Below are 25,730 nucleotides of genomic sequence, written 5' to 3'. Positions count from 1 at the left end.
CGACGTCTCCCGGGGATGGCCGGTGCCGCTGCGGTCAGGTGCGGTTGAGCAGGGGGCATGAAGCCGTAGTTCCTGTGCAGCTGCTGGTGGCAGTGCAGCGAGAGACCGGGCTGGCTGGCGACGAAGCCGAGGTCGAGATTTCTGGTAGTCGCCGAGCACGACGGCGGTGAGCGCGTGCGCGAACGGGATTCTGGCAGGCACCAGCGCGCATTCAAGGATGGACGATCCCGAACCGCAGGACCGCCGCATGGACACGTCCGCCTGCGGGAACGACGTCTACCCGTGACCCGGCAACACCCTCGACCGGACCTGGAACCGGACTCCTTCCGGGGCTTCGAGGGAGAATTCGTTCCCCCGGCCGGGCACGACGTCGACGGTCAGGTCGTTGTGCCGCCAGTGTTCGTACTGGTCCGCGCTCATCCAGTACGGCGTGCCGCCCGCCAGTTCGCCGATCAGGACGTCCGAGCGGCCCAGCCGGAATTCGCTGTGCGGGTGGCACATCGGCTCGCTTCCGTCGCCGCGGCCGCCGGTCTGCTGGACCATCAGCGGGCCGTGGCGGAGGCGCAGGCGGAGGATCAGGTCCTCGGCTGCGCGGGTGATCCGCACCCGGACGAAAGGCCCGCTCGCCGTCCCGGATTGTCCTTCCACCGTGTCCCCTTCCTCGCCGGTCGCCGTGACGGGGCTCACGATGCGCGCGGAAGGTTGGCACGGGGTTGGCGTCCGGCGTCACTCCTGCCGGGCGACGGCGAGCCGGCCGGCGGCGATGGCTCGGCGGGCGTCGTCGCGGGGGAGCGAGCCGAGGGCGTGTTCGTGGATTTCCGCGTCGTACCAAGCACGTTCGCCGTAGGTCAGCGCGGGTTCCGGTGCCTCGCTGGCCAGCACCGCTTCGCGCATGGTCACTTCGAGGTGGTCTCGCCAGCGCACGATGCCGGGTGCTTCCGACTGCGGCAGCAACGGACCGCGGTACAACCGCACGGCCGTGGCCAAATCGCGGCGCTCCAACGCTTTCAGCACGTCCACCGCGTCGCATTCGATCGGCACCGTCGAGGCGTAGCGGCGGGCGGTGAGGACGCCGCCGAGCGCGTTGCGCAGGTGTGACGCCTCCGCGCGCACCGTTGTCGTGCTCACCATCCGGTCGCCGTACAGAGCTTCGCGCAGCGCGTCGAGGGAGTACCCCTCCGGCTGCAGCGCCAGCAGCGTCAGGATTTCCAGTTGCCGTGGGCGCAGGTTCAACCGCACCCCGTCGCGGACCGCGGCGGCTACTCCCAGTGCTGACACCCGCAGTCCGGCGGGCGACACCGCGGGCAGCCCGGATTCGATGGCCGAGACCAGCGACCGCACCGTCGACATCGCCAGCGGATGCGAACGGTCCCAGGTGCTCGACAGGTCGAGGACGCCGAGAACCTGGCCCCGCGCGTCCCGGATGGGGGCGCAGTAGCAGACCCAGCCGTGCAGCGCGGCCACCAAATGCTCGGCCGAAAACACCGCGCTCGGCCGTCCGGTGCGCAGTGCGAGCGACAGCGCGTTGGTGCCCATCGCCGTTTCGTCCCACCGTCCGCCGGGAGCGAAGTTGACCTGCTCGGCCCGCCTGCGCATCACCCGGCCGCCGCAGGTCCACAGGATCGTGCCGGTCTCGTCGGTGACCGCGGCGATGAAGCCCGCGTCGTCGGCGACGGTCCGCAGTTCGTCCTCGACGCGCCGCACCGGCTCGCGCAGCGGCGACCCGGCCCAGCGCGGCCGGACCACGCCGCCGTCGGCGACCGGTGCGCTGCCCGTCGCGGGGTCGACGGTGGGCAGCGACCTGATCCACGATTCGGTGACCTCGTGGCGGAGCATCAGGTCGCCGGAATCGGCACGGGGCGCCTGCCGCAGCCGGGGCACCACCTCCGCCCACCGCTGTTCGAGATCGATCCTGCGCCGCCGAAGCGCATCGAGTTCGTGCATGGACATCCCGACGTCGTCGTCTTGCGTGCCGGCCATCCATCCTCGCAAGCGCCCCCGCCGTGCGCACCTGTCCGATCGGACAGGTGCGCACGGCCGCGAAGGAGGGGGTGCCGCCTCCGGCTGGGGCTTACCCTGGAGAGCCCTCCGCCGGGCGGCGGAGGGGTTACCCTCGTGCAGGCATCACGCTCCTCAGCAGGTCGGGAGGTCCCGATGCTCCGACTCGCGGAAGGCGCTGCGATCACCATGGACCACGGGGCGGGCGAGGGCGGGCCGGGGGAGCTGTCCGGCCCGCAGGCCGTCGGCGCGCACCCCGCGCGCGAACCGGCGGGGCTGGCGAAGTTCCACGCCCCGGAGATCGTCTTCGGACCCGGTTCCCTGGCCGAGCTGGGCCACTGCACGCTGCGGGTCGGCGCGCGCCGCCCGTTCCTGGTCACCGACCCCGGGCTGATCGAGGCGGGCTGGGTCGACGAGGCCGTCGGGCACCTGCGGCTGGCCGGGCTGGCCCCGGTCGTCTGGCACGGCGTCACGCCCAACCCGAAGGACCACGAGATCCAGAGCGCCTTCGAGCAGTACTGCGAAAGCGGCAGCGACGTCATCGTCGGCCTCGGCGGCGGGTCGTGCATCGACGCGGCGAAGGGCGTCGCGATCCTGTCCGGCAACGGCGGGCGCATCCTCGGCTACGAGGGCGTGGACAAGGTCGTGCACCCGATCCCGCCCACCGTCATGGTGCCATCCACCTCCGGCACCGGCGCGGACGTGTCGCAGTTCGCCGTCGTCACCGACACCAGCCAGCACGTCAAGATCACCATCATCAGCCGGACGCTGGTGCCGGAGATCTCGGTGATCGACCCGCGGCTGCTGACCACGATGCCGGACTTGCTCAACGCGGCCACCGGCCTCGACGCGCTGACCCACGGCATCGAGGCGTTCGTCTCCAAGGCGCACAACCCGCTCACCGACAACCACGCGCTGCAGGCCGTCGGCCTGATCACCCGCAACCTGCTGCGCACCCAGCTCAAACCGCGCGAAGCCGAGGCGCGCACGGCGATGGCGCAGGGTGCGCTGGAGGCCGGGATGGCCTTCACCAACGCGATCCTCGGCGCCACGCACGCGATGAGCCACCAGGTGGGCGGTCTGCTCGACGCGCCGCACGGCGTGGTCAACGGAGTGCTGCTGCCGCACGTGATCCGGTTCAACGCCGCGCGCGAACCGGAGCGGTTCGTCCCGCTCGCCGCGGCCGCCGGCATCGACACCGCGGGCCTGCCGGGGCTCGAAGCCGCGCACCTGCTCGCCGACCGCGCCCGCCGGCTCGCCGACGAGGTCGGCGTGCCGCGCGGACTGGCCGGGCTCGGAGTCACCGAGGACAAGATCCCGACGCTGGCCCGCACCACGATGAAGGACGCCTGCCTGGCGACCAACCCGCGCCAGGCCCGGGTGGAGGACATCGAGGCGCTGTTCCGGGCGGCGCTGTGAACGATCCCGAACGAACCACGGCCGACCTGGGCGTCCTGACCGGGGTGCGGTCCGGCAAGCGGTCGTTCTATCCGGAGTACATCCGCTCGACCGAACGGGTTTCGCGGGCGGTCGAAGCGCTCGACGGCATCTCCCGCGCGCTCGTGCGCACCGCGGAGGGGCCGCGGGCGCTGGTCGAAGCGGTGCTGCGGGCGGCGTCGGAGCACCTGCAGGCGGACTGGCTGCTGCTCGCGGTCGCGGACGGCGCGTTGCGCGCGGCGCGGCCGAGATTCGTGCTGAACGTCGGCGGGACGATCGTCGACGACCGGGCGGACGTTCCCGACGAGGTCCTCGAACATCTCGACGTGCTGCGCACCCGGCCGTGGGAGCTCGACGGGTGGCCGCACCGGGACGGCCTGGTCCGCGCGACGATGACGCTGGACGACGAGCCGGTCGGCGGGATCGTCGCCCGGCCCGCGCCGGGCCTGGAGATCGCCGCCACCGACGTCGCCATCCTGCGCGTGCTGGGCAACCAGGCCGCGGTCGCGCTGCACAACTCGTTCCTGTTCCACGCCGCCGCCCAGCTGCGCGGCCGCACCGAACGGTTGTCCGAGGCCGCCGAACGCCAGGCCCGCGACCTCGCCGCGCGCAGCGCCGAGCTGGCCCAGACGCAGGAACGCCTGGTCGAGGTCATGCAGCGGCAGGTGCTCGACGACGAACGGCACCGGATCGCCCGCGAACTGCACGACAGCGTGGCGCAGTCCGTGCTCGGCGCGGGCATGACGATCGAGGTCTGCCGGGCCGAACTGGCCGCGCTGGGCGGCCGGGCCGCGGAGATCGCCGCGCAGCTCGCGCCCGCCAAGGAGCTGACGAGGCAGGCGGTCGAGCGGCTGCGCGCGTCGATTTACGCGCTGCACCACACTTCCGGCGAAACGCCCGGCCCGTTGCCGGTGCTGCTGGAACGACTGTCCACTGTGCACGGACTGACCGAATTGTCGGTCCAGGTGCGGGTCGCGGGCAGTCCGGTGGCGCTGCCGCCGCGGGCGGAACAGTCGCTCGTGCGGATGGCCGGCGAGGCGTTGTTCAACGCGGCCGCGCACGGCAAGGCCGAGCGCGCGCTGGTGCGCCTGCAGTACCGGCCGGACGGCTCGGCCGTGGTGCTCAGCGTGTCCGACGACGGCGACGGCGATCCCGCGCAGATCCGCCGGGCGCTGCGGCTGACGAAGGCGGCGGACCTTTCCGGGCGGCACCGCGGCCTGGCGAACATGCTGGCCAGAGCAGAGGAACTGGGCGGGGAGCTGACGATCCGCCGCTCCCGGATGGGCGGGATCCGCCTGCAGGTCCGGGTGCCGCTGCCGGTGCCCGCGGAATGGGAGGCGCCCGATGACGGCTGAGCAGACTGTGCCCGCGGAGGCCGCCGGCCCCGTGCGGATCGTGCTCGTGGACGACCACGCGATCGTCCGGCAGGGCCTGCGCTCGCTGCTGGAGCGCGAAACCGACCTGCAGGTCGTCGGCGAGGCCGGGGCCGCGGACGAGGCGCTGGCGGTGATCGAGTCCGCCCGGCCGTCGATCGTGCTGCTGGACCTCAAGCTGTCCACCGGCGCGGACACCGAAGGGCTGGACCTGTGCGCCCGGCTCACCCGGCGCTATCCGGACCTGGGAGTGCTCGTGCTGACGACGTTCCTCGACGACGCGCTGGTGGTCGACGTGGTCCACCACGGCGCGCGCGGTTACGTGGTCAAGGACGTGGACACCACCGAGCTGCTGCGTTCGATCCGCGCGGTGGCGCGCAACGAGAGCGCGTTCGATTCGCGGTCCGCGGCGGCGATGGCGCGTTCGATGCGGGTGGCCCGGGAACGCCCGTCGTTCACCGACCGGGAGCTGAACGTGCTGCGGCTGCTGGCGAACGGCCTGAGCAACCGCGTCATCGGCGGCAAGCTGTACATCTCCGAGACCACGGTGAAGTTCCACGTCCGCAACATCATGCGCAAACTCGACGCCAGCAGCCGGGCCGAAGCGGTCTACGAGGCCAGCAAAGCGGGCGTGATCTGAGACGGCCGGCCCGCCGCGGACGACACCACGCGACGGACCGGCCGGACCGGGTTCAGCCGACCAGCGGGCGGCCGAGCGGGAGCCCCCTTCCGCCGGTGGCCAGCGACGCGACGTGGAAGAACAGGTAGACGCCGACCGCGACGAACGCGAACACGCCGACGCCGCCTGCGGTCTGCAGCGTCGCGGAGCCCTGGGCTGTCGCCGTCAGCACCAGCGCGAGCGCCACGTCGACGAGCACGAACAGCAGCGTGAACGCGAGCGGCAACCGGAGCGTGGCGAGGGTGAGCAGCACGATGGTGACCAGCCACGAGATCAGGAACAGCTCCTGTGTCGCGGTGACGTTCGCGGCCGGGACCGCGAACCAGCTGTGCAGCAGGCCGAACACCAGCACCGCGTAGCTCAGCCAGAAGCCGGAGAAGACGCCGAAGATGCCGGCGACCGCGTTCTGCCCGAGAGCCGCCGCCCACACCGCGGACACGAGCTGGCCGATCCCGGTGGCGACGAGGATGATCGCCAGCGGCGCGCCGACCGCGGCGGCCGGGACGAAGCCGACCAGCGTGAGCCCGAGCGCGATCGAGCCGACGAGGAAGGTCGGCACGCCGATGAGGGCCGGATCGCCGCCGAGCGGCGAGGGCGCCGGGTCCGGTTCGGCGGCCGCGTGGGAAACGGGGACGTCGATTTCCGCTGCAGTCATCACTTCCTCCTTAGGTCGCCGCGCACCGTTGCGCGGCAGTCAGCGGGGATGCAGCACGAGCCAGCCGCCGTGGTGCTCGTGCACGCTGAACCGGCGGCCCGAGCGGACCCCGAGCCGGCGCAGCGCGGGCAGGTCGAAGACGCGGACGTGCCCGTACTCCTCGGCGGGCTCGTCCTCGAACGGCACGGCGAGCACCACCGGCCCGCGCGCCAGCCGCGTCGCCTCGCGCACGACCTCCTCGCCGACGTCCGGGTCCAGGTGCTCCAGCAGGTGCAGCAAGGTCACGGTGTCCGCGGACGCGTCCGGCAACGGCAGCCGGGCCGCGTCGCACACGAGCGTTTCCACCGGGAGATCCCGCCGTGTCGCGTAGGCCTCGAGCAGTTGCATGGCGCCCGCCGACACGTCCGAGGCGACCACCTCGTTGCGGCCGCGTCCGGCGAGCAGCAGGGCGAAAAAACCGAAACACGAGCCGAGGTCCAGGACGCGGCCGGGCGGCGTGAGGCGCAGCGCGTGCTCGTACACCGGCGCGAATCCGGCGATCACCGAGCGGCCGGGCAGGCGCGGCGGCTCCCGCAGGCACGCGCGGATCCGGTGGAGAGTGTTGTCGTAGAACCGCAGCCACGCTCGCATCGGATCGTCCACAGTGGACTTGACGACGCCGGTGAACGCGTGCTCGAAAACCTCGGCCCCGGACAGCCAGCCGGGTGCGAAGAGTTCGTCGGCCAGCAGCCCGGCCAGGTCGTTGTCGAGGTCCTCCGGGCGCAGCCGGTGCCGCAGTTCCACCCGGCGGCCGTCCTTGTGCAGGCTGAAGTGCTCGGTCCGGACCAGCGGCGCGGGGCCGCCCTGCCCGGCGGTTTCCCGGACCACGGCGAGCGGCCGCGCGAAGTACGCCCCGGCGAGGACGGGGGCGAGCGGGTCGAGGAAGCGGCCGGCGGTGCTCGGCGCGGTCGTCGTCATCCCAGCACGTCCTCGGCCAGCCGGAACGCCGCCCGGTCGAGCCCGGCCAGATCCGCGGCGACCTGCACGTGGTCGCAGAACTCCGCGTACGCGGGCAGATCGCATCCGCCGAGCCGCCACGAGTACCGCGGTTCCGGGGTCAGCCACAGGGTTTGCCGCACGCGCCGGGTGATCTCCTCGAACACTTCGAGCTTCGGATCGTTGCCGTTGCCGCGGCCGTCCCCGAGCACCAGCAGCGTCGTGCGCCGGTTCAGCGCGGCGCTGTGGTCCTCGATCAGCTGCTCGAACGCCCGTCCGTAGTCGGAATTCGCGTCGACGTCCAGCAGCCCGCCCGCGGGCAGTCCGTCGAAAACCAGGCCCAGCGCGCGTTCGAGCGGGTGCTCGGCGAACAGTTCGGTGATCTCGGCCGGTTCGTCGACGAACGCGAACGTGCGCACCTGTCCGAAAAGCGACTGCAGGCCGTGCACCAGGTGGAGGGTGAACCGGGCGGTGGCGCGCACCGACAGTGAAACGTCAGCGAGCACGAGCAGCCGGGGCTTGTCCTCGGCCCGCGTGACTGTCACCGGACGGAACGGCACGCCGTCGTAGCGCATGTTCCGCCGCATCGTGCGGGCCGGATGCACCCGGCCGCGCAACGTGTTGCGCTTGCGGCTGGTCAGCGCGCCGCGCAGGGTGTGCGCCAAGCGCCGCAACGATTCTTCCAGCTGCGCGCGCTCGCGTTCGTCGACCCGCTCGGCCCGCGCCGCCTCGACGACCCGTGTCTCCACCGCGGTTTCGGCGAGTTCGGCCAGCTTCTCCAGATGCCGCCGCAGCAGTTCCGGGAGGTCTTCCAGCACCCCGGCCAGCCCGGGCGGCAGCTGCGCGAGGTCTTCTTCCGCGTCGTTCAGCCAGCCGAGCAAGGCGTTCTCCTGGGCGACGGTCAGCTCGACGTCGAGCCGGCGCCCGGTGGCGGGCGCGAGCTTGCCCGGCACCCCGGCGTTGTGCAGCGACGAGGTTTCCAGCTGCACGCTCGGCGCGGCCGTGCCGCCGGACGCGCTGTCCTTCGAGAGCACGATCTCGTCGGTCATCGCGGCCAGGTCGATCTTGTTCGCTTCCTGGTGCAGGTTGTACTGCTGGGCCAGGTCCTGCTGGTCGAAGTAGTCCCGGATGTCGGCGGGCTTGCCGTGGCTGTGCCCCTGCTCGGGGGTTTCGGACGGCTCCGGCGAGACGGTGAACGTTTCGAGTTCGCCGGTGTCGGACAGGTCGTCGTGGCCGTGCCCGTGCCCGGTTTCTTCGCGCAGCCGCTCGATTTCCCGCAGCGAGAAGTAGGCGTCGAACGCTTCCTCGAACAGTTCGTCGTCCCGCTGGTCCTTGACCAGCGTCATCCGCAACGCCTCGCGCAGGGTGGCGCGCTCGGCGAGAATCCCGGCCTGGGCGGCCGCGCGCATCGCGTCGGTCGCCTCGGAGACCGACATGCGCAAACCGAACAGGCGCAGCAGGCGCACGAACCGGTGCAGGCTGCTCTCCACGGCCGCCGCCTCAGACCGGACGCCGTCGGGTGAACGCCTCGAACGCCCGTCCGCCCTGGCCGCCGCTCGACCGCTGTGCCGGGCCGGAGCCTGGAGAGCCGTAGTAGTTCTCGTCGTGGCGGCCGGGCTGGTCCTTGGCCAGCCGCGCCGCCCGGCCTCCGTCGTCCTCGTGGTGCGAATGGCCGTCGTGGTGACCATGCCCGTGGCCATGTCCGTGCCCGTGGCTGTGCGGCAGTTCGGCGGGCAGCTCCCGGTTCGGGTCGACCAGATCCGGCAGCACCTGCAACGCGCGCCCCAGGTCGCGTTCGTACTTCAGCACCACATTCGCCGTCTCGGCCAGGACTTCCGGCGAGAGCTCCTCGACGCCGAGCACAGCGAGCGTGCGGGCCCAGTCGATGGTTTCGGAGATGCTCGGGCTCTTGCGCAGCCGCAGCCCGCGCAGCTTCCGCACCACCTCGACGAGCGTGCGCGCGGCCGCGTCGGGCAGCCCGGTTTTCTTGGAACGCAGGATCTCCAGTTCGCGTTCAGTGTCCGGGTAGTCCAGGAACAGGTGGAGGCAACGCCGTTTCAGCGCGGCGGAAAGGTCGCGCGTGTTGTTGGACGTGAGCACCACCAGCGGCGGGACCTTCGCGACGTAGGTGCCGACCTCCGGCACCGAAACCTGGTACTCCGCAAGGCATTCCAGCAGCACCGCCTCCAGCGCCTCGTCCGCGCGGTCCACCTCGTCGATCAGCAGCACCGCCGGTTCCTCGCCGCGCACCGCGTCCAGCAGCGGCCGCGGCGCGAGGAAGTGGTCGGAGAAGAACACGCTGTCCTGCGCGTCGATCCGGGCGACCGCACTGGCCAGGTCCGGCGCGTCGGCGATCACGTCGCCGATTTTCTCGCGCAGCATCTGGATGTAGAGCAACTGCTTGCCGTAGTCCCATTCGTAGAGGGCTTTCGTCTCGTCCTGGCCCTCGTAGCACTGCAGCCGCAGCAGCCTGCGGCCGGTGACCGCGGCGAGGGTTTTGGCCAGTTCGGTCTTGCCGACGCCGGCCGGGCCCTCCAGCAGCACCGGTTTGTCCAACGCGGACATCAGGTAGACGGTGGCGGCCAGCCGGCGGTCCGCGATGTAGCCGGCGCCGGCGAACCGGTCGGCCACCTCTTCGATCGAGCCGAACCGGGCGTGGTCGGGGATTGCGGTGGGCACGTCGCCTCCGGTGCGTCGAAGTCGGGAAGAAGCGCGGCGGGGCCGGAGCGAGCCCCGCCGCGCGGGATCAGCCGAGCAGGTCGTCGAGATCGCCGTTGAGGCAGTGGTCGACGACCGGGCGGACCGTGTCGAAGGTGCACTCCTTGGCGTTGCCCGGGGTGCACGCGTCGCCGAGGACGTGGTTGGTGATGCGGTCGACGTCGGCGTCGTCGCCCTTGATCACCTTCGCCCGCTCGTAGTACTTGGTCGGGCCCTGGCCCAGCCGGTTCTTCGAGTAGGAGTCCGCGGTGACGTCGGTGAACTTCTCCGGGATGCCCACGTCGCGCAGCAACCGGATGGCCGCGGCGAGCGCGGCGTCGGCGGCCTGCACGTCGGTTTTGCCGTAGGTGTCGACACCGAGCGCCTCGGCGATGTCAGCGAACCGCTTGTACGCGGCCGGCATGTTGAACGCCCACACCCGCGGCAGCGCGATCGCGTTGTTCAGGCCGTGGTGGGTGTCGTAGAACGCGCTCACCGCGTGCGAGATCGAGTGGATGATCCCGAGTCCGCCGGAGTTGAACGCCTGCGCGGCGATGTACTGGGCGTACATCATGCCTTCGCGGCCGGCGAGGTCCTGGCCGTTCCACACCGCGGCTCGCAGATTCTGGCCGGTCAGCTTGATCGCGTGCAGCGCGTTTCCCAGCGACGGCTCGAAATTCAGCCGGGACACGTACGGTTCGGAGGCGTGCGCCAGCACGTCGAAACCGCACTGTGCGGTGTAGTCGATCGGGCAATCGTAGTAGAGAACGGGGTCGTCGATCGCCAGCGTGGTCACCGACGCGTCGTCGAACGCCACGTACTTGTGCGGGTTCTCCGGATCGGTCGTGGTGTCGGTGATGACGTAAGCCCACGACGTCTCGGAACCGGTGCCCGCGGTGGTGGAAACCGCGATGTGCGGCGGGTTCTTCGGGTTCTCGGATTTGTTGAAGCCCTCGAACTCGTTGACGTTGCGGCCGTCGTGCGCGACCGAAATGCGCGCGCCCTTGCAGGCGTCGTGCGAGGAACCGCCGCCGATCGAGACGAACGAATCGCACTTGTTCTCCTGGTACAGCGTCACGGCGTCCATGACGTTGTAGTCCTTGGGATTCGACTCCACCTGGTCGTACACGACGACCTCGAGACCGTGGTACTTCATCGACTCCACGATCTTGTGCACGATGTCCGTCCCGCGCAGGCCGGACGTCATGACGAGCACCTTCTTGAACCCCATCTTGAGGGCTTCCGGCCCGATCAGCTCGTGCGAGCCGGGACCGAGCAGCGCCCGCGGGAACGGGTGGAACTCCTTGATGGGAAACGGTTTCAACAGCTCATCGACCTGCATGATCGCACTGGTCCTCTCGGCACGTCCGGGCGACGTGCGTGCGGCGGGCGGCTGCTCTGGCAAGAGCACGGACAACCGGAAAGCTAGGCGCGCCATCGCGGTCCGGGAACCCGGCGCGGGCCGATCCCGGCCGACCGGAGACCCCGCTCGGCACGATCGGACGGGCCCCGCCTGCCCGATCGGTCAGGTGCGCGGTCGCGGACCCCGAGCGAGTCCCCGGTACCTGCCCGCCCGGACAGGTACGGCGCGCCCGATCGCACGGCGAGAACCGGGCCCGGGCCGACCTATCGTCGGTCGGCGGACCAGCCCGCGCCCGAAACCTGAGGTGATGCCCGATGACGTCGATCGCGAGTACCCGCCCCGCCGCGCGCCGCCGGCTGTCGCGCCGGGAACGGGCGCACGTCGGCGGGATGGCCGCGTTCATCGCCCTGCTGCACGTCGTGGGCTGGGGCGTGCTGCTCCTGCTCGTCGTCCCCGGCCACTACCGGATCGGCGCGGGGGTGTTCGGCGCGGGAACCGGGCTGACCGCCTACCTGCTCGGGCTGCGGCACGCCTTCGACGCCGACCACATCGCCGCTATCGACAACACCACGCGCAAGCTGATCGCCGAGGGCAAACGCCCGCTCTCGGTGGGATTCTGGTTCTCGCTCGGACATTCCACCGTGGTGGTCGTGCTGACGCTGCTGCTCGCGACCGGGATCCGGACGCTGGGCATCGAACTGACCGACGACGGGTCGCCGCTGCGCACGTTCGGCGGCCTGATCGGCACGGTCGTGTCCGGCGGGTTCCTGTGGCTGCTCGGCATCGTCAACCTGGTCGTGCTCGCCGGGATCGTGCGGGTCTTCCGCCGGATGCGCCGGGGCGACTGCGACGAGGCGGCACTGGACACGCACCTGGAGAACCGCGGTTTCCTCACCCGGATCCTGCGCCGGACGATGCGCGCGATCTCCGCGCCGTGGCAGATCTACCCGGTCGGCATCCTGTTCGGGCTCGGCTTCGACACGGTCAGCGAAATCGCCCTGCTGGTGCTCGCGGGCACGAGCGTGGGCGCCGGACTCCCTTGGTACGCCGTGATGTGCCTGCCGGTGCTCTTCGCGGCGGGCATGTCACTGCTCGACACCATCGACGGCTCGTTCATGAACTACGCCTACGGCTGGGCGCTGTCGCAGCCGCTGCGCAAGGTCTACTACAACCTGACGCTCACCGGCCTGTCCGTCGCGGTCGCGTTGCTCATCGGCACCGTCGAGCTGCTGTCGGTACTGGCGGAAAAGCTCGGGCTGACCGGCGGGCTCTGGGACTGGGTCGCCGGACTCGACGTGAACCGGATGGGATTCGGGATCGTCGGAGTGTTCGTCCTCGGCTGGGCGATCGCGATCGGAGTGTGGAAACTGGGGCGGCTCGAAGAGCGATGGCCGGTGCCGGCCGGTGCGGAGGCCGCTGGCGGAGAGGGATCGGATCGCCCGGGCTGAGCCGCTGGGGAAAGACGCGGGAGCCCCTGCTCGGCAAGGGCTCCCGCGTTCCGGATCAGCAGGCGTTGAGCTTCCAGTAGTCGGCGTTGTCGTTGGCGCCGGGGATGTTGGCCAGGTTCGGCACGTCCCCGTACGGCGGGACCTTGATGAGCAGCTTGTCGGGCGCGAGCACGACGTCGTTGTAGACGCAGATGGTGCGGTTGCCGTTGTTGATGATCGACGACAGCTGGTTGCGCTTGTTGCCGCTGGACGCGGGCGGGTTGTTGAAGTCCCCGGACTGCGTGCTGTTGTAGTTGAGATGCCAGCCGGTGGTGCCGCGGTTGTAGTTGGCGTCCTGGTAGAAGCAGTAGTAGCCGGCCGGGCACGGCGCGGTGGCCGCGGAGGCCGGGGCCGCGGCAAGGACGGTGCCGGCGGCGGCGCCGGCCACGGCGGCCGCGAGAGCCACTGCGGAGCGGATCGTGGGCATGTGGGTTTCTCCCCTCGAAGCGGTCGCCACCGGAGCGGGCGACCGGACGAGCACTACGCTGCCGGGATCCGTCCCCGTCTCGTCCTCGCGCCGTCCTTCCGCAGGTCAGCCCCGATGAAGATCGCGGTTGACCGAGCCACCAGCGGGAGTGATCTCTCAGCCGTGCTCGAGCAGGGGCGGAGCGGGGCTGGTTCGATGCGGGGGAGATGTCGCGCGGGATCTCGACGGTGATCCCCGCACCGCGTTCGAAATCGGCTGTCGTGAGGCGATTCTGCCGCTGAATCAGCCGTTTAGGGGCGGCGCGCGACCGGGCGGCGGAGCAGGTCGTGTCCGCGCACCGCCAGTTGAAGGCGTTGCTGTGATTCGCTGCTGCTCAGGTCGAGCCCGAGCAGCGCGGAAATGCGATCCAGCCGGTAATACAGCGTCCGGCGCTGGACGAAAAGCATCTCCGCGGCGCGGGCTTTGTTGCCCGCGGCGTCCAGGAAAGCTCGCAGGGTGGGCAGCAGGGGGTTCGTGCTTTGCGCGTCGTTGGCGAGGAGCGCGCCGATTTCGTCTTCGACGTAGCGGGCGAGTTCGGGGCCTTCGGCGAGCGTCACGAGCAGCCGGAGGGCGCCAAGGTCATCGAAATGGAGGAAATGGCCGGCGGAGGTCGCGGAGGCTGCCGCCGCGGCGCTGCGGCCTTGCCGGACCGCGGCGGGCAACGCTGCCGCCGGGACGGTCCGGCTCACTCCGCCCCAATGTCCGGCTCCGGCGAGTGCCGCTTCGATCGCCGCGGCGGTCGTCCGGCGGCCGGGCGCGACGACGGACAGGGCGAAGTCGCCAAGGTCTCCGACGACCGCGTTCGCGTCGAGTCCGTGCAGGACGGAGTCCGCGGAGTGGACCGGGGACTGATCGGGCGAATCGCGGAGCGCGGACACGAAGACGACCAGGGTCTTGCTGCGCAAATCCCGGCCGAGGGTGCGGGCGAGGCGGACGAAGTCCTCGCCGGAGATTTCCCCGAGCATGAGGCGATTCAGCAGCGCACCCTGCCGCTGCGCTGAGCGTGCTCCGCTTTCCCGTTCGCTGAGCAGGCTGATCGCGACCGCGGCGGAAGCCCTTTCCAGCGCGTGGAGATCGGCTGGCGCGGGTGCCGCGGTCCCGTGGAGCAGATGCAGCCAGCCCCAGGACTCGCCGCGCAGGACGACAGGTCTGCGTGCGCAAGCCGCGACTTCGCGGAAAGAGCCCGCCTTGGCGACCGGCGCGGCGGACCCGTCGGTGATGGCGGGACGGTGCAGTTCGTGCATCGCGCGAGAGTGCGCTGCCCAGTCCTCGGCGACAGCGTCGGATTCGGCGGTCGCGCCCGCGTAGGCCAGCATCTGATGGGCCACGTTTTCCAGCACCGCGGGCATTCCCGTCCGCCGGGACAGCTCCTCGACCATCGCGAGGTAGTCCTGATCGGACAGCAGGAGATTGAGAAACGCCTGCCCGGCTTCTTCTTCCGCGAGCAACTGCGCAACCCGGCCCTCGACCAGCATCTCGTGCACCTGTGCCGACGCTTCGGCGAACGGGATCTCGTCCAGGAGCCCGACAAGCGGCAGCCCGGCCGCCTCCGCCTCCTCGATCGCGGCGGCGGGCATCTCGTCGAACATCCGCCCGGCCAGTTCGACCACCAGCACGGACGCCCGCGCGTCGGCGACTCGCCTGACGAACGCCCGTTGCCGGTCCGGCGTGTCGCCCATGCCGAGACCCGCGGTCAGCAGCATCTCGTGGCCGCTGAGGAAACGGTGGATGTCCGGGATCTCGCCGGTGTGCACCCACCGGACCGGCCGGTCGAGGTGCTGTTCGCCGGCGTACACCCGGGCGACGGTGCGCTGGAAGACCTCGAGGCGCAAAGCGGTGCGCGCGGTCAGGATTTCGGGCATGGTCCACCTCAGCCACAACAAAGGACGATCGGTTCTTCGGCGGGAAACGGGGGAGAGGCAAGCGTTTCAGCACCGGCGCAAGGGCTATCCCGCGGGCGCGGCAGTGGTTTCTCGCACGACGAGGTCCACCGGCAGTTCGACCGTCTCCGCCGGGGTGCGTCCGTTCAGCAGGTCGTGCAGCATTTCCGCGACGATCCGGCCCTTCTCCCGCATTGGCTGGCGCATGGTGGTGAGCGACCAGCGCTCGGCGTCCGGGGCGTCGTCGAATCCGATCACCGACAGGTCTTCCGGCACTCGCAACCCGCGTGCGCGGGCGGCTTCCAGCGCCGCGATCGCCATGGTGTCGGAGGTCGCCGCGATCGCCGTGAGCGGTGCGGTGTCGAGGAGTTCGTGCGCGGCGGCGGTCCCGGCCGCGCGGTCGAAACCCCCGGCCTCCATGACCGGGACCGGCCCGTCGGCGACGTCCAGGTAGCCGGCGACGCGTTCGCGCACCACCCGTTCCGTGGCCTCGGCCCGGCGGCCGGGCCCGGCGAGGCCGCGGCGGCCGTCGGGGGAGAGCCGTTCGGCCAGCACGCCGGTCTTCCGGTGGCCGAGGTCGAGCAGGTGCCGCATCTGGTCCCGGGCGGCGAGCCGGTCCTGGACGCACACCCGCGGCACGCCGGGCAGCAGCGGCGCGTCGACGACCACCATCGGCAGCCCGCGGGACTGCAGGGTCCGCAGGGACCGGTGGTCGTCCGGCAGGCAGTGCACGATCATGCCGTCGACGATCCCTTGCAGCGCAGCCTGATCGGGCAGCCCGTCGTCCGCGGCGACGGGCGAGCGCGGCAGCGGGACGAGCGTCAGCGCGTGGTCGTCGAACTTGCGGCTCTGCGCGATGCCTTCGAGCAGAGCCCGCGTCGACGGGTCGGTGAAGGCGTACTCGAGGCTGTCCATCACCATCACGCCGATGGCGCCGACCTTGCCCGCGCGCAGCCCCGCGCCCAGCACATTCGGCCCGGCGTACCCGAGCCGCGCCGCCGTGTCGAGGATGTGCCGCCGCTGCGTCTCGGACAGTTTCGCCGGGCGGTTGTACGCGTAGGACACCGCCGCCTGGGACACGCCCGCCGCTCGCGCGATCTCGCGCATGGTCACCATCAGGTCATTCTCCCGACCGTTGACGCCGCAGGGGCGCTATGTCAGAGTTGCCGCTCGTAGTTAATCGTATCACCGCAGTTCAGAGGTGTGAAGTGGGGACTACGGACGGTGCCGGGGGCGGTGGTGGGCGCGGCCTGCGCGCCGGACCAGGGTGTGCAACCGGCGCGGCGGACACTGCACAGCTTGTGCCTGTCCCGCGCCGCGGCCCGAAGCCAGAATTCCTTCTCGAATCCACGGCAGCCGACCAGTTCGTCAAGGAGCGTGCAGTGTCCACTTCGGTCAAGATCGTGAAGGAGCGGCTCGCGGCGGAGCCGGTGCGGGCCGGCCGCCCGGAGATCGCCGACACGGTCGCGGAGATCATCGAGGACGTCCGGTCCGAGGGCGACGCCGCCGTGCGCCGGTGGTCGGAGAAATTCGACTCGTGGAGCCCGGAGTCGTTCCGGCTCGGGCCCGACGAGGTCGCGCGCGTGGTGTCCGGGGTGCCCGAGACGGTGCTGGACGACCTGCGGTTCGTGCAGCGGCAGGTGCGCGGATTCGCCAAGGCGCAACGGGATTCGCTCGCCGACTTCGAGGTCGAGACGCTGCCCGGAGTCTGCTTGGGACAGCGGAACATCCCGGTCGACGCGGCCGGAGCTTACGTTCCCGGCGGACGCTACCCGCTCACCGCGTCCGCGCACATGACCGTCGTGACCGCGAAGGTCGCCGGCGTCGGGCGGGTCGCGGCGACGACTCCGCCGGACCGCGGCAACCCGCCCGCGGTCAGCATCGCGGCGATGCACCTCGCCGGCGCCGACGAGATCTACGTGCTCGGCGGGGTCCAGGCGATCGCGGCGCTCGCGCTCGGCACCGAATCGATCGCCAAGACCGACCTGCTGGCCGGGCCCGGCAACGCCTACGTCGCCGAGGCGAAACGGCAGCTGTTCGGCGAAGTCGGCATCGACCTGTTCGCCGGGCCGACCGAAGTCCTGATCGTCGCCGACCACAGCGCCGACCCGTTCGTCGTCGCGACCGATCTGCTTTCGCAGGCGGAGCACGGACCGGATTCCCCGGCGGTGCTGATCACGACCTCGGACCGGGTCGCGACCGAGACCATCGGGTGGGTCGAGGAGCTGCTGCCCGGTCTGCCCACCCGCGACGTCGCCGGGGTCGCGTGGCGCCAGCACGGGGAGGTCCTCGTCGTGCCTGACCTCGACGCCGCCTATGCCCGCGCCGACGAATACGCCAGCGAGCACGTCCAGATCCTCACCGAACACCCGCGTGCCGCGCTCTCCGCGATGCGCAATTACGGCGCGCTTTTCCTCGGCGACAAGACGTGTGTCGCCTACGGGGACAAGGTGATCGGCACCAACCACGTCCTGCCGACGCGCAAGGCCGCGCGCTACACCGGCGGCCTGTGGGTCGGCAAGTACCTGAAAACCGTTACCTACCAGGAAGTCCGGGACCCGGCCGCGAGCGCCGAACTCGGCGCGCTGTGCGGCAGGGCGTCCCGGCTGGAGAACTTCGAAGGGCACGCGCGCTCGGGCGACGTCCGGGCCGCGCGTTTCGGTTCGGCCGCCCTGGACTGGACCGACCACGTTTTCGGCCGCGCCTGACCGGCGCCTTTTCCCCTTGCCCGCCCGATCCCGATCCGGAGGTCGACGATGACCCCGACACACGAAACCCCCACGACCCCGCCGCCCGGCGGGCCGGTCGCGTCCGCGGAGGACGTCGAACTGCTCGCCGCGCTCGGCTACGAACAACGCTTCGACCGCAAAGTCAGCCTCTGGGGCAACTTCGCCCTCGGCTTCGTCTACCTCTCCCCGCTGGTCGGGGTCCTGTCGCTGTTCGCGGTGGGGCTGTCCACCGCGGGCGGCCCGTCCGTCTTCTGGATCGTCCTCATCGGACTCGGGCAGCTGCTCGTCGCGCTCGTGTTCGGCGAGATCGTGTCGCAGTTCCCGCTCGCCGGCGGTCTCTACCAATGGGCGCGCCGGCTCTGGAACGGCAGGTACGCGTGGTTCACCGCGTGGACCTACATCTGCTGCATCACCATCGGCATCACGAGCACCGCGCTGTTCAGCTCCGACTTCGTGGCCAGCCTCTTCGGCGGCACCGCGCAGCACCCCGGCGTGGCCTCGACGCCTTTGCAGCGCTTGCTGATCGCGGTCGCCGTGACGGCGGTCTGCCTGGTGTGCAACAGTTTCGGCACCCGGGTGCTCGCCCTGATCTCGAAGATCGGCCTCGCCGCCGAGCTGATCGGCATCGTGCTGGTCGGGCTGTACCTGCTGCTGTTCCAGCGGCGCAACCCGGTCTCGATCTTCTTCCACGGCAGTTCGGCCAGCCACCCGGGCAGCTACTTCGCGGCGTTCGTCGCGGCTTCGCTGGTCGGCCTGTTCCTCTACTACGGCTTCGAGGCCTGCGGAGAGATCGCCGAAGAGGTGCCCAATCCGGCCCGGAGCATCCCGAAGGCCATGCAGCTCACCGTCGTCGTCGGCGGGCTCGCCGCGCTGCTCGCGTTCGCCGGCTACGCGCTGGCCGCGCCCGACCTCGAAGCCGTCCTGACCGGTTCCGACACCAACCCGATCCCCGCGATCCTGCAGAGTTCGGTCGGCACCGTCGGCACGAAGCTGATCCTGCTCGTCGCGCTGACGTCGTTCATCGCGGGCGTGATGAGCCAGCAGGCGGCGGCGAGCCGGATCGTGTTCTCCTTCGCCCGCGACGAGATGTTCCCGGGCGCGCGGATCTTCTCCCGCGTGACGAGCCGCTACCGGGTGCCGCGGAACGCGTTGCTCGCGGTCAACGTCGCGCCGCTGCTGATCTTCGTGTTCGTCTACTTCTCGCCGGACTCGCTGGTGCGGATCGCCGCGTTCCAGGTGCTCGCGGGCTACGCCGCGTTCCAGATGGTCGTGCTCGCCGCGTTGCGCATGCGGCTCAAGGGCTGGCGCCCGGCGGGAGCGTGGTCGCTCGGCCGGTACGGGTTCGCGGTGAATGTCGCCGCGCTCGTCTACGGCGTGCTGGCGATGATTCTGCTCGCCGCGCCGACCGGGGACCCGAACGCGTCCTTCGCGGACCGCTGGATCGCGCTGATCGGCTTCCTCGTCGTGTCGGCCGTGGGCCTGGTGTACCTGCTGACGGCGAAGCCGGACCGGAAGTCGACCGCGCCGGAAGGCGACGCACTGGAGATCGCGCAGCGGCTGCGCGACCGCGCCGCTTCGGCGGCCTCCGCGGAAAGGAGCGAAGCATGACCAGGGTCCTGTACCTCTACGGCGGCTGGCCGGGGCACAAGCCTTACGAGATCGCGAACGAGTGGGCGCTGCCGCTGTTCAAGGAACTCGGCTTCGACGTCGACCAGACCAACGACGTCTTCGCCCTCGACGCGGACCTCACCGGCTACGACCTCATCGCCCTCAACTGGAACAACGCGCTGCTGTCCGAAGGGCTTTCGGTCGCGCAGGAGGACGGCCTGCTGCACGCGGTCGAAGCGGGCACCGGGATCGCCGCCTGGCACGGCGCCGCGGCAGCGTTCCGCACCAGCATCCGCTACCACCTGATGCTGGGCGGCAGCTTCCTCGAACACCCGGCGGGGGAGGGCGTGAAGGACCCGTACCGGGTGTCCATTGTGGACCGCGACAGCGAGATCACCCGCGGGGTGGCGGATTTCGACGTCGCGTCCGAGCAGTACTACCTGTCGCTCGACCCGAACAACCACGTGCTCGCCGAGACCGAGTTCACCGGCGAGCACGTCCCGTGGCTCGCCGGGCGGCGGATGCCGCAGGCCTGGACTCGGACCTGGGGCGCGGGCCGGGTGTTCTACAGCGCCGTCGGCCACGACCTGGACGACCTGCAGCACCCCGATGTCACCAGGCTGTGCGCGCAGGGCTTCGCCTGGGCCGCGCGCCGCACCGCCTGAACCGGACTGAAAACACCGAGGAGCAACCATGCCTGTCCTGACCGGAGGCCAGATCGTCGCCCGGACGCTGCGCAACTACGGCGTCGACTACGTGGCCGGGATCCCCGGCCACGGGATCTGGTCGCTGACCGACGCGTTCCTCGACGAGGAAGCGAAGATCCCGTTCGTCCAGACCTTCCACGAGCAGAGCGCGGTGCACCTGGCCGACGGGTACTACCGCGCCACCGGCCGCCCGATCGCCGCGGTGACCTCGATCGGCGCGGGGGCCAGCAACACCGTGATCGGGATGGGCACCGCGTTCACCGACTCGACCAGCGTGCTGGTGATCACCGGCGGCCCGCCGACCCACATGCGCGGGCACGGCCTGCTGCAGGAGCTGGACCGCTACACCGCCAACGACTTCCCGAAGGTCGCCGAGGCGGTGTCGAAGCGGCACTGGGTGGTGACCCGCGCCGAGGAGCTGCCGTTCGTGCTGCACCGGTGCTTCAACTCGATGCTGACCGGACGGCCCGGCCCGGTGCACCTGGAAGTCCCGATGGACGTGCAGGCCGAAGCCGCCGACGTCCAGTTGCACGACCTGGAACGCCGTCTCCCGGTCGGCCGTCAGCACCCCGACCCGGCCGCGGTCGACCGGGCGGCCGCCGTGCTGCGCGCGGCCCGGCGGCCGGTGATCGTCGTCGGCGGCGGCGCGGTCACCTCCGAAGCGGGGGACGCGGTGCGCGCGCTGGCCGAACACTGGCAGATCCCGGTCGTGACGACGTGGAACGGCAAGAGCGCCTTCCCCGAGGACCACGAGCTGTTCGCGGGCAGCGTCGGGCAGACCGGCACGATCGTCGGCAACGCGATCGCGAGCTCCGCGGACGTGGTCGTCTCGGTCGGCTGCCGGTTCACCGACTGGTCCGCCTCCAGCTACGCGCAGGGCGTGAGCTTCTCGATCCCGCCCGCCAAACTGATCCACATCGACATCGACCCGCACGAGATCGGCAAGAACTACCCGGCCGAAGTGGGGATCGTGGCGGACGCGCAGCGCACCGTCTCGGCGATCGCCGAGACGCTCCCGTCGGCGCGGGCGGAACGCGGCGAGTACCTGGCGGAACTGGCCGAGCACAAACGGAAATGGGAGGAGCAGCTGGCCGGTCGCCGCGACAGCGACCGGTTCCCGTTCACCTCGCAGCGTCCGCTCGGCGCCCTCCGGTCGGTCCTGCCGCGCGACTCGATCATCGTCGCGGGCTCGGGCAACACCCAGGGCGCGGTGAAGCAGACGTTCCCCGTTTTCGAGCCGCGGACGCACCTCACGTCCGGCGGTTTCTCCTCGATGGGCTGGGCGGTCCCGGCCGCGGTGGGCGCGAAGCTCGGCCGGCCGGACCGGACGGTCGCGTGTGTGCTCGGCGACGGCGATTTCCTCATGACCGCCCAGGAAATCGCGCTCAGCATCACGATGGACGCGCCGGTCGTGTTCGTCGTGCAGAACAACGCGGGCTACATGTCCATCCGCGGCGGCCAGCGCAAGCAGACCTCGCGGCACATCGGCACCGAGTTCTCGCGGCCGGACGGATCGCCCTACAGCCCGGATTTCGCCGCGCTCGGCGCGTCCTTCGGCATCGAATCCTGGCGGGTGCCGGACGCCGGTTCGCTCGAGCCGATTCTGCGCAAGGCCGTCCAGTCCGGCGAGCCCGCGCTGGTCGAGGTCCCGACCGACCGGGACGCCGCCGGGCCGTGGGTGCCGGGCTGGTGGGACTTCCCGGTCCCGGCCTACATCACCGACGAACGGCAGGACGAGTACCACCGCACGCGCGCCACCGAACAGCATCTCTGAATGGGAGAACCCGCATGACCGACTACGACTACATCGTGCTGGGCGCCGGATCGGCGGGCTGCGCGGTCGCCGGGCGGCTGTCCGAGGACCCCGGCGTCCGGGTCGCGCTCGTCGAAGCCGGCCCGCCCGCGGCCGGGCGGCTGTTCGAGATCCCGGCGCTGTTCTCCCGGCAGATGAAAACGGCCTACGACTGGGATTTCGAGACCGAACCGGAGCCGGGGCTCGGCGGCCGTCGCGCGTATCTGCCGAGGGGCCGGGCGATCGGCGGCACCAGTTCGATGAACACCATGCTGTACGTGCGCGGCCACCGCCACGATTACGACACCTGGGAGCAACTGGGCAACAAGGGCTGGGGCTACGCCGACGTGTTGCCGTACTTCAAGAAGTCGGAGGACAACCAGCGCGGCGCCGACGAGTTCCACGGGATCGGCGGCCCGCTGACGGTGAGCGACCCGGTGTTCGTGCACCCCTTGCTGGCCGCGTGGGTCGAAGCGGCGCAGAACGCCGGGCACGCGTTCAACCCGGACTTCAACGGCGCGGAGCAGGACGGGGTCGGCTACTACCAGGTGACCCAGCGCGACGGACTGCGCTGCAGCAGCGCGGTCGCGTTCCTTGCCGAACGGCCGAATCTGACGGTCCTCACGTCGACGCTCGCCCTGCGGCTGCGGTTCGACGGCACGCGGGCGTCCGGAGTGGACGTCGACCACCTCGGCACGGTTCGAACGCTGCGGGCTTCGCGGGAGATCGTGGTGTCGCTCGGCGCCTACAACTCGCCGCATCTGCTGCTGCAGTCCGGCGTCGGCCCCGCGGGCGAACTCCGCGCCGCGGGCGTGGAACCGCTGCACGACCTGCCCGATGTCGGACGGAACCTGCAGGACCACGCCGGGTGTTTCCTCAGCTTCTCCAGCCGGGCCGAACCGGTGCCCGGCCCGGACACCTCGGCGGAGGAGCGGCGGCTGCGCGAGCACGGCGACGGCCCGATGGCCTGGACCGAGGTCGGCGGGTTCCTGCGGTCCGGCGACGGCCTGCCCGCGCCGGACCTCCAGGTGCACGCGGCGCTCGGGATCGTGCGCGACCAGGGGCTCACCGCGTCGGCCGAACCGGGGATGTCGTTCGGGCCCTACGTCGCGCGGCCCGCGAGCCGCGGCTCGGTCCGGCTGCGGCACAACCACCCGTACGCCAAGCCCCGCATCGTGCACAACTACCTCGACGACGCCGACGACCGGCAGCGCCTGCGCGAGGGGGTCCGGATGTGCATGCGGATCGCCCGGGAAACCCGGCTGACCGGGATGCTGGACGCGGACCTCGCCGGGGCCGCGGCGGCCGGCCTGGCCCCGGCTTCCGATCGCGACCACGACATCGACGAGTTCATCCGCACGCAGTCGTTCTCGTTCTACCACCCGTCCGGCACCTGCGTGCTGGGCAAGGTCGTCGACGAAAAACTGCGCGTGCGCGGACTGGACAACGTCCGCGTCGCCGACACCTCGGTGATGCCGGCGCTCGTCACCGGAAACACCAACGCCCCGGCGATCATGATCGGCGAACGCGCCGCGGACTTCCTCCGCGGCGACGCCTGAGAAGGAGAACCTGTGTACATCCCGCCGGAGGCTCCCGCGGAGTCCATCGTTTCGCCGGAGGACGAACTCGAAACCGATGTGCTGATCATCGGTTCCGGGATGGGCGGTTCGGCGCTCGCGTGGGCGCTGCGCTCGTCGGGGCTGCGCGTGCTCGTCGTGGAACGGGGCGGCTTCCTCCCGCGCGAGCCGGAGAATTCGCAGCCGGCGGAGATGTATCTCAAGGGCCGGTACAAGAACGCCGGCGAGTGGGTGGACGGCCGGACCGGACGGCCGTTCGCGCCCGGCGTCTACTACTGGGTCGGCGGCAACACGAGGTTCTACGGGGCGATGCTGCCGCGGTTCCGGCGCAGCGACTTCGGCGAGGTCGAGCACCACGACGGGGTCTCGCGGGCGTGGCCGTTCCCGTACGAGGAGCTGGAGCCGTACTACGGCCTCGCCGAGCGGCTGCTCGAAGTGCACGGCCAGTTCGGCGAGGACCCGACCGAACCGCCGCATTCGACGCCGTACCCGCATCCGCCGCTCGCGCACGAGCCGGTGATCGAGCGGTTCGCGGCGTCGTTGCGGCGGTCCGGGCTGCACCCGTTCCACACGCCGAACGCGCTGAACGTCGAGACCGACGCCGACCGGGCCGCGGTCACCGCCGCCGACGGCTGCCCCGACGAGACGGGTAGGAAGTCCGACGCGGAGAACCGGCTGCTGCTGCCCGCATTGCGCGAAGGCGTGCGGCTGCTGCCCGAAGCTGAGGCGACCCGGTTGGTCGTCTCGCCCGACGGCAGCCGGGTCGTCGCCGCCGAGGTCCGGCACCGGGGCCGGACGCTGCGGATCAACGCCGGCCGGTTCGCCCTGGCCGGGGGAGCGGTGAACTCCGCGGCGCTCCTGCTGCGGTCGGCCTCGGCGCGCCATCCGGACGGGCTGGGCAACTCGTCCGGGCTCGTCGGCCGGAACTACATGGTGCACAACAGCACCTTCTTCGTCGGGGTGAACCCGTTCCGCACGAACCCCACGAAGTGGCAGAAAACGCTGGGAATCAACGACTTCTACGAGGCGCGCCCGTATCCGCTCGGCAACGTGCAGATGCTCGGCAAGCTCCAGGCCCCGATGCTGAAACCCGCCCGCCGGTGGGCCCCGATGCCCGCGCTCGCGTTCATGGCCGCGCGCAGCCTCGACCTGTACCTGACCACCGAGGACCTGCCCTCGCCGGACAACCGGGTCCGGGTCGAAGGCGGCCGGACGGTCGTCGACTGGACGCCGAACAACGTCGCGCCGCACCGAGAACTCGTCGCCCGGATGCGGCGGCTGGTGCGCAAAGCGGGGTATCCGTTGCTGTTCACCCAGCGCATGGGGATCGAGACCAACTCCCACATGTGCGGCACCGCGGTCGCCGGCCCCGACCCGGCGACGAGCGTCCTGGACGCCTCGTGCCGCAGCCACGACGTGGAGAACCTGTGGCTCGCCGATTCGTCGTTCTTCCCGTCGTCGGCAGCGGTCAACCCGGCACTGACGATCGCGGCGAACGCGCTCCGGATCGCGAAGTCGGTCGCCGGGGCGCCCCAGGGCTTGCCCGGCCTCCTCTAGCGCGGCGGTGCGGGGAACCGCTCACGCCCGTCAGGCGCTGATCATCGTCACCACGCCGGACGTCACGATCAGCCCCACGATCGCCCGGTCGAACACCAGGCGCGGGACCCGGCCGATGAGGCGGCCGCCGAGGATGTTGCCCGCCAGGGCGGCCAGGACCAGGACCGGCAGGCGGGTGCCCAGGTCCGTGGTGTCGAACTGGCCGGCGGTGACCAGGAGGAGCAGGGACAGGCAGTTGGTCACCACGAAGTAGCCCGCCAGGTCGCCGACGAAGGTTCTCGGGGGGACTTTCGCCGAGGCCAGCAGGACGGCTGGGGGCGCGCCGTTCAGGGAAGTCGTCGTGGAGAGGTAGCCGCCCAGCAGGCCGGCGATTGTCTGCTTTGCCGGGGTCGCCGGGTGGGCGTCGCGGGTTGGGCGCAGGAGCAGGCGCAGGCCGGAGAGCACGACCACGGTGCCGGCCAGGATGCGGAGAGCGTGCGGCTGCAGCAGGTGCAGCGTGAGGGCGCCCGCGGCGGCACCGGGGAGGCTTGCGGTGCCTAGGACGGCCACTCGGCGCCAGGCGATGTGGTCGCGTTCGCGGTGGAGCACGGCGAGCCGGGTGATCATGGTGGTGATCAGGTTGATCACGACCACCTGCGGCAGCGGGAGTCCGATGAGCAGCAGCAAGGGCGTGCCGACCAACGACGCGCCGAATCCGGTCAGGCCGCCGATGAAGCCGGCGAAGGCGACGGCTAGTGCGCCGAGGATCAT

21 protein-coding genes are annotated in these 25,730 nt (G+C 71.0%); 10 read left to right on the top strand and 11 right to left on the bottom strand.

Annotation, left to right across the window (positions count from 1 at the left end; translation table 11 throughout):
- Nucleotides 1-276: 276 nt before the first annotated feature.
- Nucleotides 277-648 carry a DUF779 domain-containing protein gene (locus tag DMP23_RS18945; RefSeq protein ID WP_051173043.1) on the bottom strand — a complete coding sequence of 124 codons (372 nt, stop codon included), beginning with the start codon at nt 646-648 and terminating at the stop codon, nt 277-279.
- A gap of 78 nt (nt 649-726) precedes the next feature.
- Nucleotides 727-1,980: a GAF domain-containing protein gene (locus DMP23_RS18940; RefSeq protein ID WP_337821884.1), complete on the bottom strand. Its 1,254-nt coding sequence runs from the start codon at nt 1,978-1,980 to the stop codon at nt 727-729.
- A gap of 174 nt (nt 1,981-2,154) precedes the next feature.
- Here DMP23_RS18940 and DMP23_RS18935 point away from each other — a divergent pair, with 174 nt between their 5' ends.
- From DMP23_RS18935 to DMP23_RS18925, 3 genes are read left to right on the top strand one after another with little or no spacing between them, the layout of a single operon-like run.
- On the top strand, nt 2,155-3,417 hold the full coding sequence (locus DMP23_RS18935) for an iron-containing alcohol dehydrogenase (protein ID WP_200864500.1): 1,263 nt from the start codon (nt 2,155-2,157) through the stop codon (nt 3,415-3,417).
- Nucleotides 3,414-4,790, top strand: a complete 1,377-nt coding sequence (locus DMP23_RS18930) for a MadS family sensor histidine kinase (protein WP_337821883.1) — start codon at nt 3,414-3,416, stop codon at nt 4,788-4,790. The genes DMP23_RS18935 and DMP23_RS18930 overlap by 4 nt, the downstream gene beginning before the upstream one ends.
- A complete protein-coding gene (locus tag DMP23_RS18925) occupies nt 4,780-5,448 on the top strand; it encodes a MadR family response regulator transcription factor (RefSeq protein ID WP_037814409.1) in 669 nt (222 codons plus the stop codon). The genes DMP23_RS18930 and DMP23_RS18925 overlap by 11 nt, the downstream gene beginning before the upstream one ends.
- Before the next feature lie 52 nt (nt 5,449-5,500).
- Here DMP23_RS18925 and DMP23_RS18920 read toward each other — a convergent pair whose 3' ends face one another.
- From DMP23_RS18920 to mdo, 5 genes are all read right to left on the bottom strand, one after another.
- Nucleotides 5,501-6,142 carry a GPR1/FUN34/YaaH family transporter gene (locus tag DMP23_RS18920; protein WP_238606672.1) on the bottom strand — a complete coding sequence of 214 codons (642 nt, stop codon included), beginning with the start codon at nt 6,140-6,142 and terminating at the stop codon, nt 5,501-5,503.
- A 39-nt stretch (nt 6,143-6,181) separates the two neighbouring features.
- Nucleotides 6,182-7,099, bottom strand: a complete 918-nt coding sequence (gene mftM, locus DMP23_RS18915; protein ID WP_337821882.1) for a mycofactocin oligosaccharide methyltransferase MftM — start codon at nt 7,097-7,099, stop codon at nt 6,182-6,184.
- Complete coding sequence (locus DMP23_RS18910; protein WP_337821881.1) at nt 7,096-8,607, bottom strand: VWA domain-containing protein; 1,512 nt, start codon at nt 8,605-8,607, stop codon at nt 7,096-7,098. The genes mftM and DMP23_RS18910 overlap by 4 nt, the downstream gene beginning before the upstream one ends.
- A 10-nt stretch (nt 8,608-8,617) precedes the next feature.
- Nucleotides 8,618-9,796: an AAA family ATPase gene (locus DMP23_RS18905; protein ID WP_037814404.1), complete on the bottom strand. Its 1,179-nt coding sequence runs from the start codon at nt 9,794-9,796 to the stop codon at nt 8,618-8,620.
- Nucleotides 9,797-9,863: 67 nt separating this feature from the next.
- On the bottom strand, nt 9,864-11,156 hold the full coding sequence (gene mdo, locus DMP23_RS18900; RefSeq protein WP_134666197.1) for an NDMA-dependent methanol dehydrogenase: 1,293 nt from the start codon (nt 11,154-11,156) through the stop codon (nt 9,864-9,866).
- Nucleotides 11,157-11,491: 335 nt separating this feature from the next.
- Between mdo and DMP23_RS18895 the strand changes: the two genes are divergently transcribed.
- Nucleotides 11,492-12,625 carry a HoxN/HupN/NixA family nickel/cobalt transporter gene (locus DMP23_RS18895; RefSeq protein WP_337821880.1) on the top strand — a complete coding sequence of 378 codons (1,134 nt, stop codon included), beginning with the start codon at nt 11,492-11,494 and terminating at the stop codon, nt 12,623-12,625.
- A gap of 55 nt (nt 12,626-12,680) precedes the next feature.
- On the opposite strand, the gene DMP23_RS18890 is transcribed toward DMP23_RS18895, so the two are convergent.
- From DMP23_RS18890 to DMP23_RS18880, 3 genes are all read right to left on the bottom strand, one after another.
- On the bottom strand, nt 12,681-13,091 hold the full coding sequence (locus tag DMP23_RS18890) for a peptidase inhibitor family I36 protein (RefSeq protein WP_037814400.1): 411 nt from the start codon (nt 13,089-13,091) through the stop codon (nt 12,681-12,683).
- 290 nt (nt 13,092-13,381) lie between these two features.
- Nucleotides 13,382-14,992, bottom strand: a complete 1,611-nt coding sequence (locus tag DMP23_RS18885; protein ID WP_337821879.1) for a PucR family transcriptional regulator — start codon at nt 14,990-14,992, stop codon at nt 13,382-13,384.
- An 84-nt stretch (nt 14,993-15,076) separates the two neighbouring features.
- Nucleotides 15,077-16,126: a LacI family DNA-binding transcriptional regulator gene (locus DMP23_RS18880; protein ID WP_337821878.1), complete on the bottom strand. Its 1,050-nt coding sequence runs from the start codon at nt 16,124-16,126 to the stop codon at nt 15,077-15,079.
- A 266-nt stretch (nt 16,127-16,392) separates the two neighbouring features.
- Between DMP23_RS18880 and hisD the strand changes: the two genes are divergently transcribed.
- Genes hisD through DMP23_RS18850 form a run of 6 tightly spaced genes read left to right on the top strand, consistent with a single transcriptional unit; the run spans nt 16,393 to nt 24,980 of the window.
- Nucleotides 16,393-17,718, top strand: coding sequence for a histidinol dehydrogenase (gene hisD / locus DMP23_RS18875; protein ID WP_337821877.1), 1,326 nt, complete (start codon nt 16,393-16,395; stop codon nt 17,716-17,718).
- A 48-nt stretch (nt 17,719-17,766) separates the two neighbouring features.
- Nucleotides 17,767-19,347, top strand: coding sequence for an APC family permease (locus DMP23_RS18870; RefSeq protein WP_051729037.1), 1,581 nt, complete (start codon nt 17,767-17,769; stop codon nt 19,345-19,347).
- A complete protein-coding gene (locus DMP23_RS18865) occupies nt 19,344-20,012 on the top strand; it encodes a ThuA domain-containing protein (RefSeq protein WP_336158748.1) in 669 nt (222 codons plus the stop codon). Before DMP23_RS18870 ends, DMP23_RS18865 begins: the two co-directional genes overlap by 4 nt.
- 28 nt (nt 20,013-20,040) lie before the next feature.
- Nucleotides 20,041-21,828, top strand: a complete 1,788-nt coding sequence (locus DMP23_RS18860; protein ID WP_337821876.1) for a thiamine pyrophosphate-binding protein — start codon at nt 20,041-20,043, stop codon at nt 21,826-21,828.
- Nucleotides 21,829-21,842: 14 nt separating this feature from the next.
- Nucleotides 21,843-23,405, top strand: coding sequence for a GMC family oxidoreductase (locus DMP23_RS18855; protein WP_337821875.1), 1,563 nt, complete (start codon nt 21,843-21,845; stop codon nt 23,403-23,405).
- A 12-nt stretch (nt 23,406-23,417) separates the two neighbouring features.
- Nucleotides 23,418-24,980: a GMC family oxidoreductase gene (locus tag DMP23_RS18850; RefSeq protein ID WP_337821874.1), complete on the top strand. Its 1,563-nt coding sequence runs from the start codon at nt 23,418-23,420 to the stop codon at nt 24,978-24,980.
- 30 nt (nt 24,981-25,010) lie between these two features.
- Here the strand turns inward: DMP23_RS18850 and DMP23_RS18845 are convergent, their stop codons facing one another.
- Complete coding sequence (locus DMP23_RS18845; RefSeq protein WP_337821873.1) at nt 25,011-25,730, bottom strand: sulfite exporter TauE/SafE family protein; 720 nt, start codon at nt 25,728-25,730, stop codon at nt 25,011-25,013.

The sequence above is a fragment of the Amycolatopsis sp. A1MSW2902 genome (assembly GCF_017312175.1).
In the GTDB taxonomy this organism is placed as follows: Bacteria; Actinomycetota; Actinomycetes; order Mycobacteriales; family Pseudonocardiaceae; genus Amycolatopsis; species Amycolatopsis nivea.
This window is presented reverse-complemented; position numbering and strand designations above follow the sequence as displayed.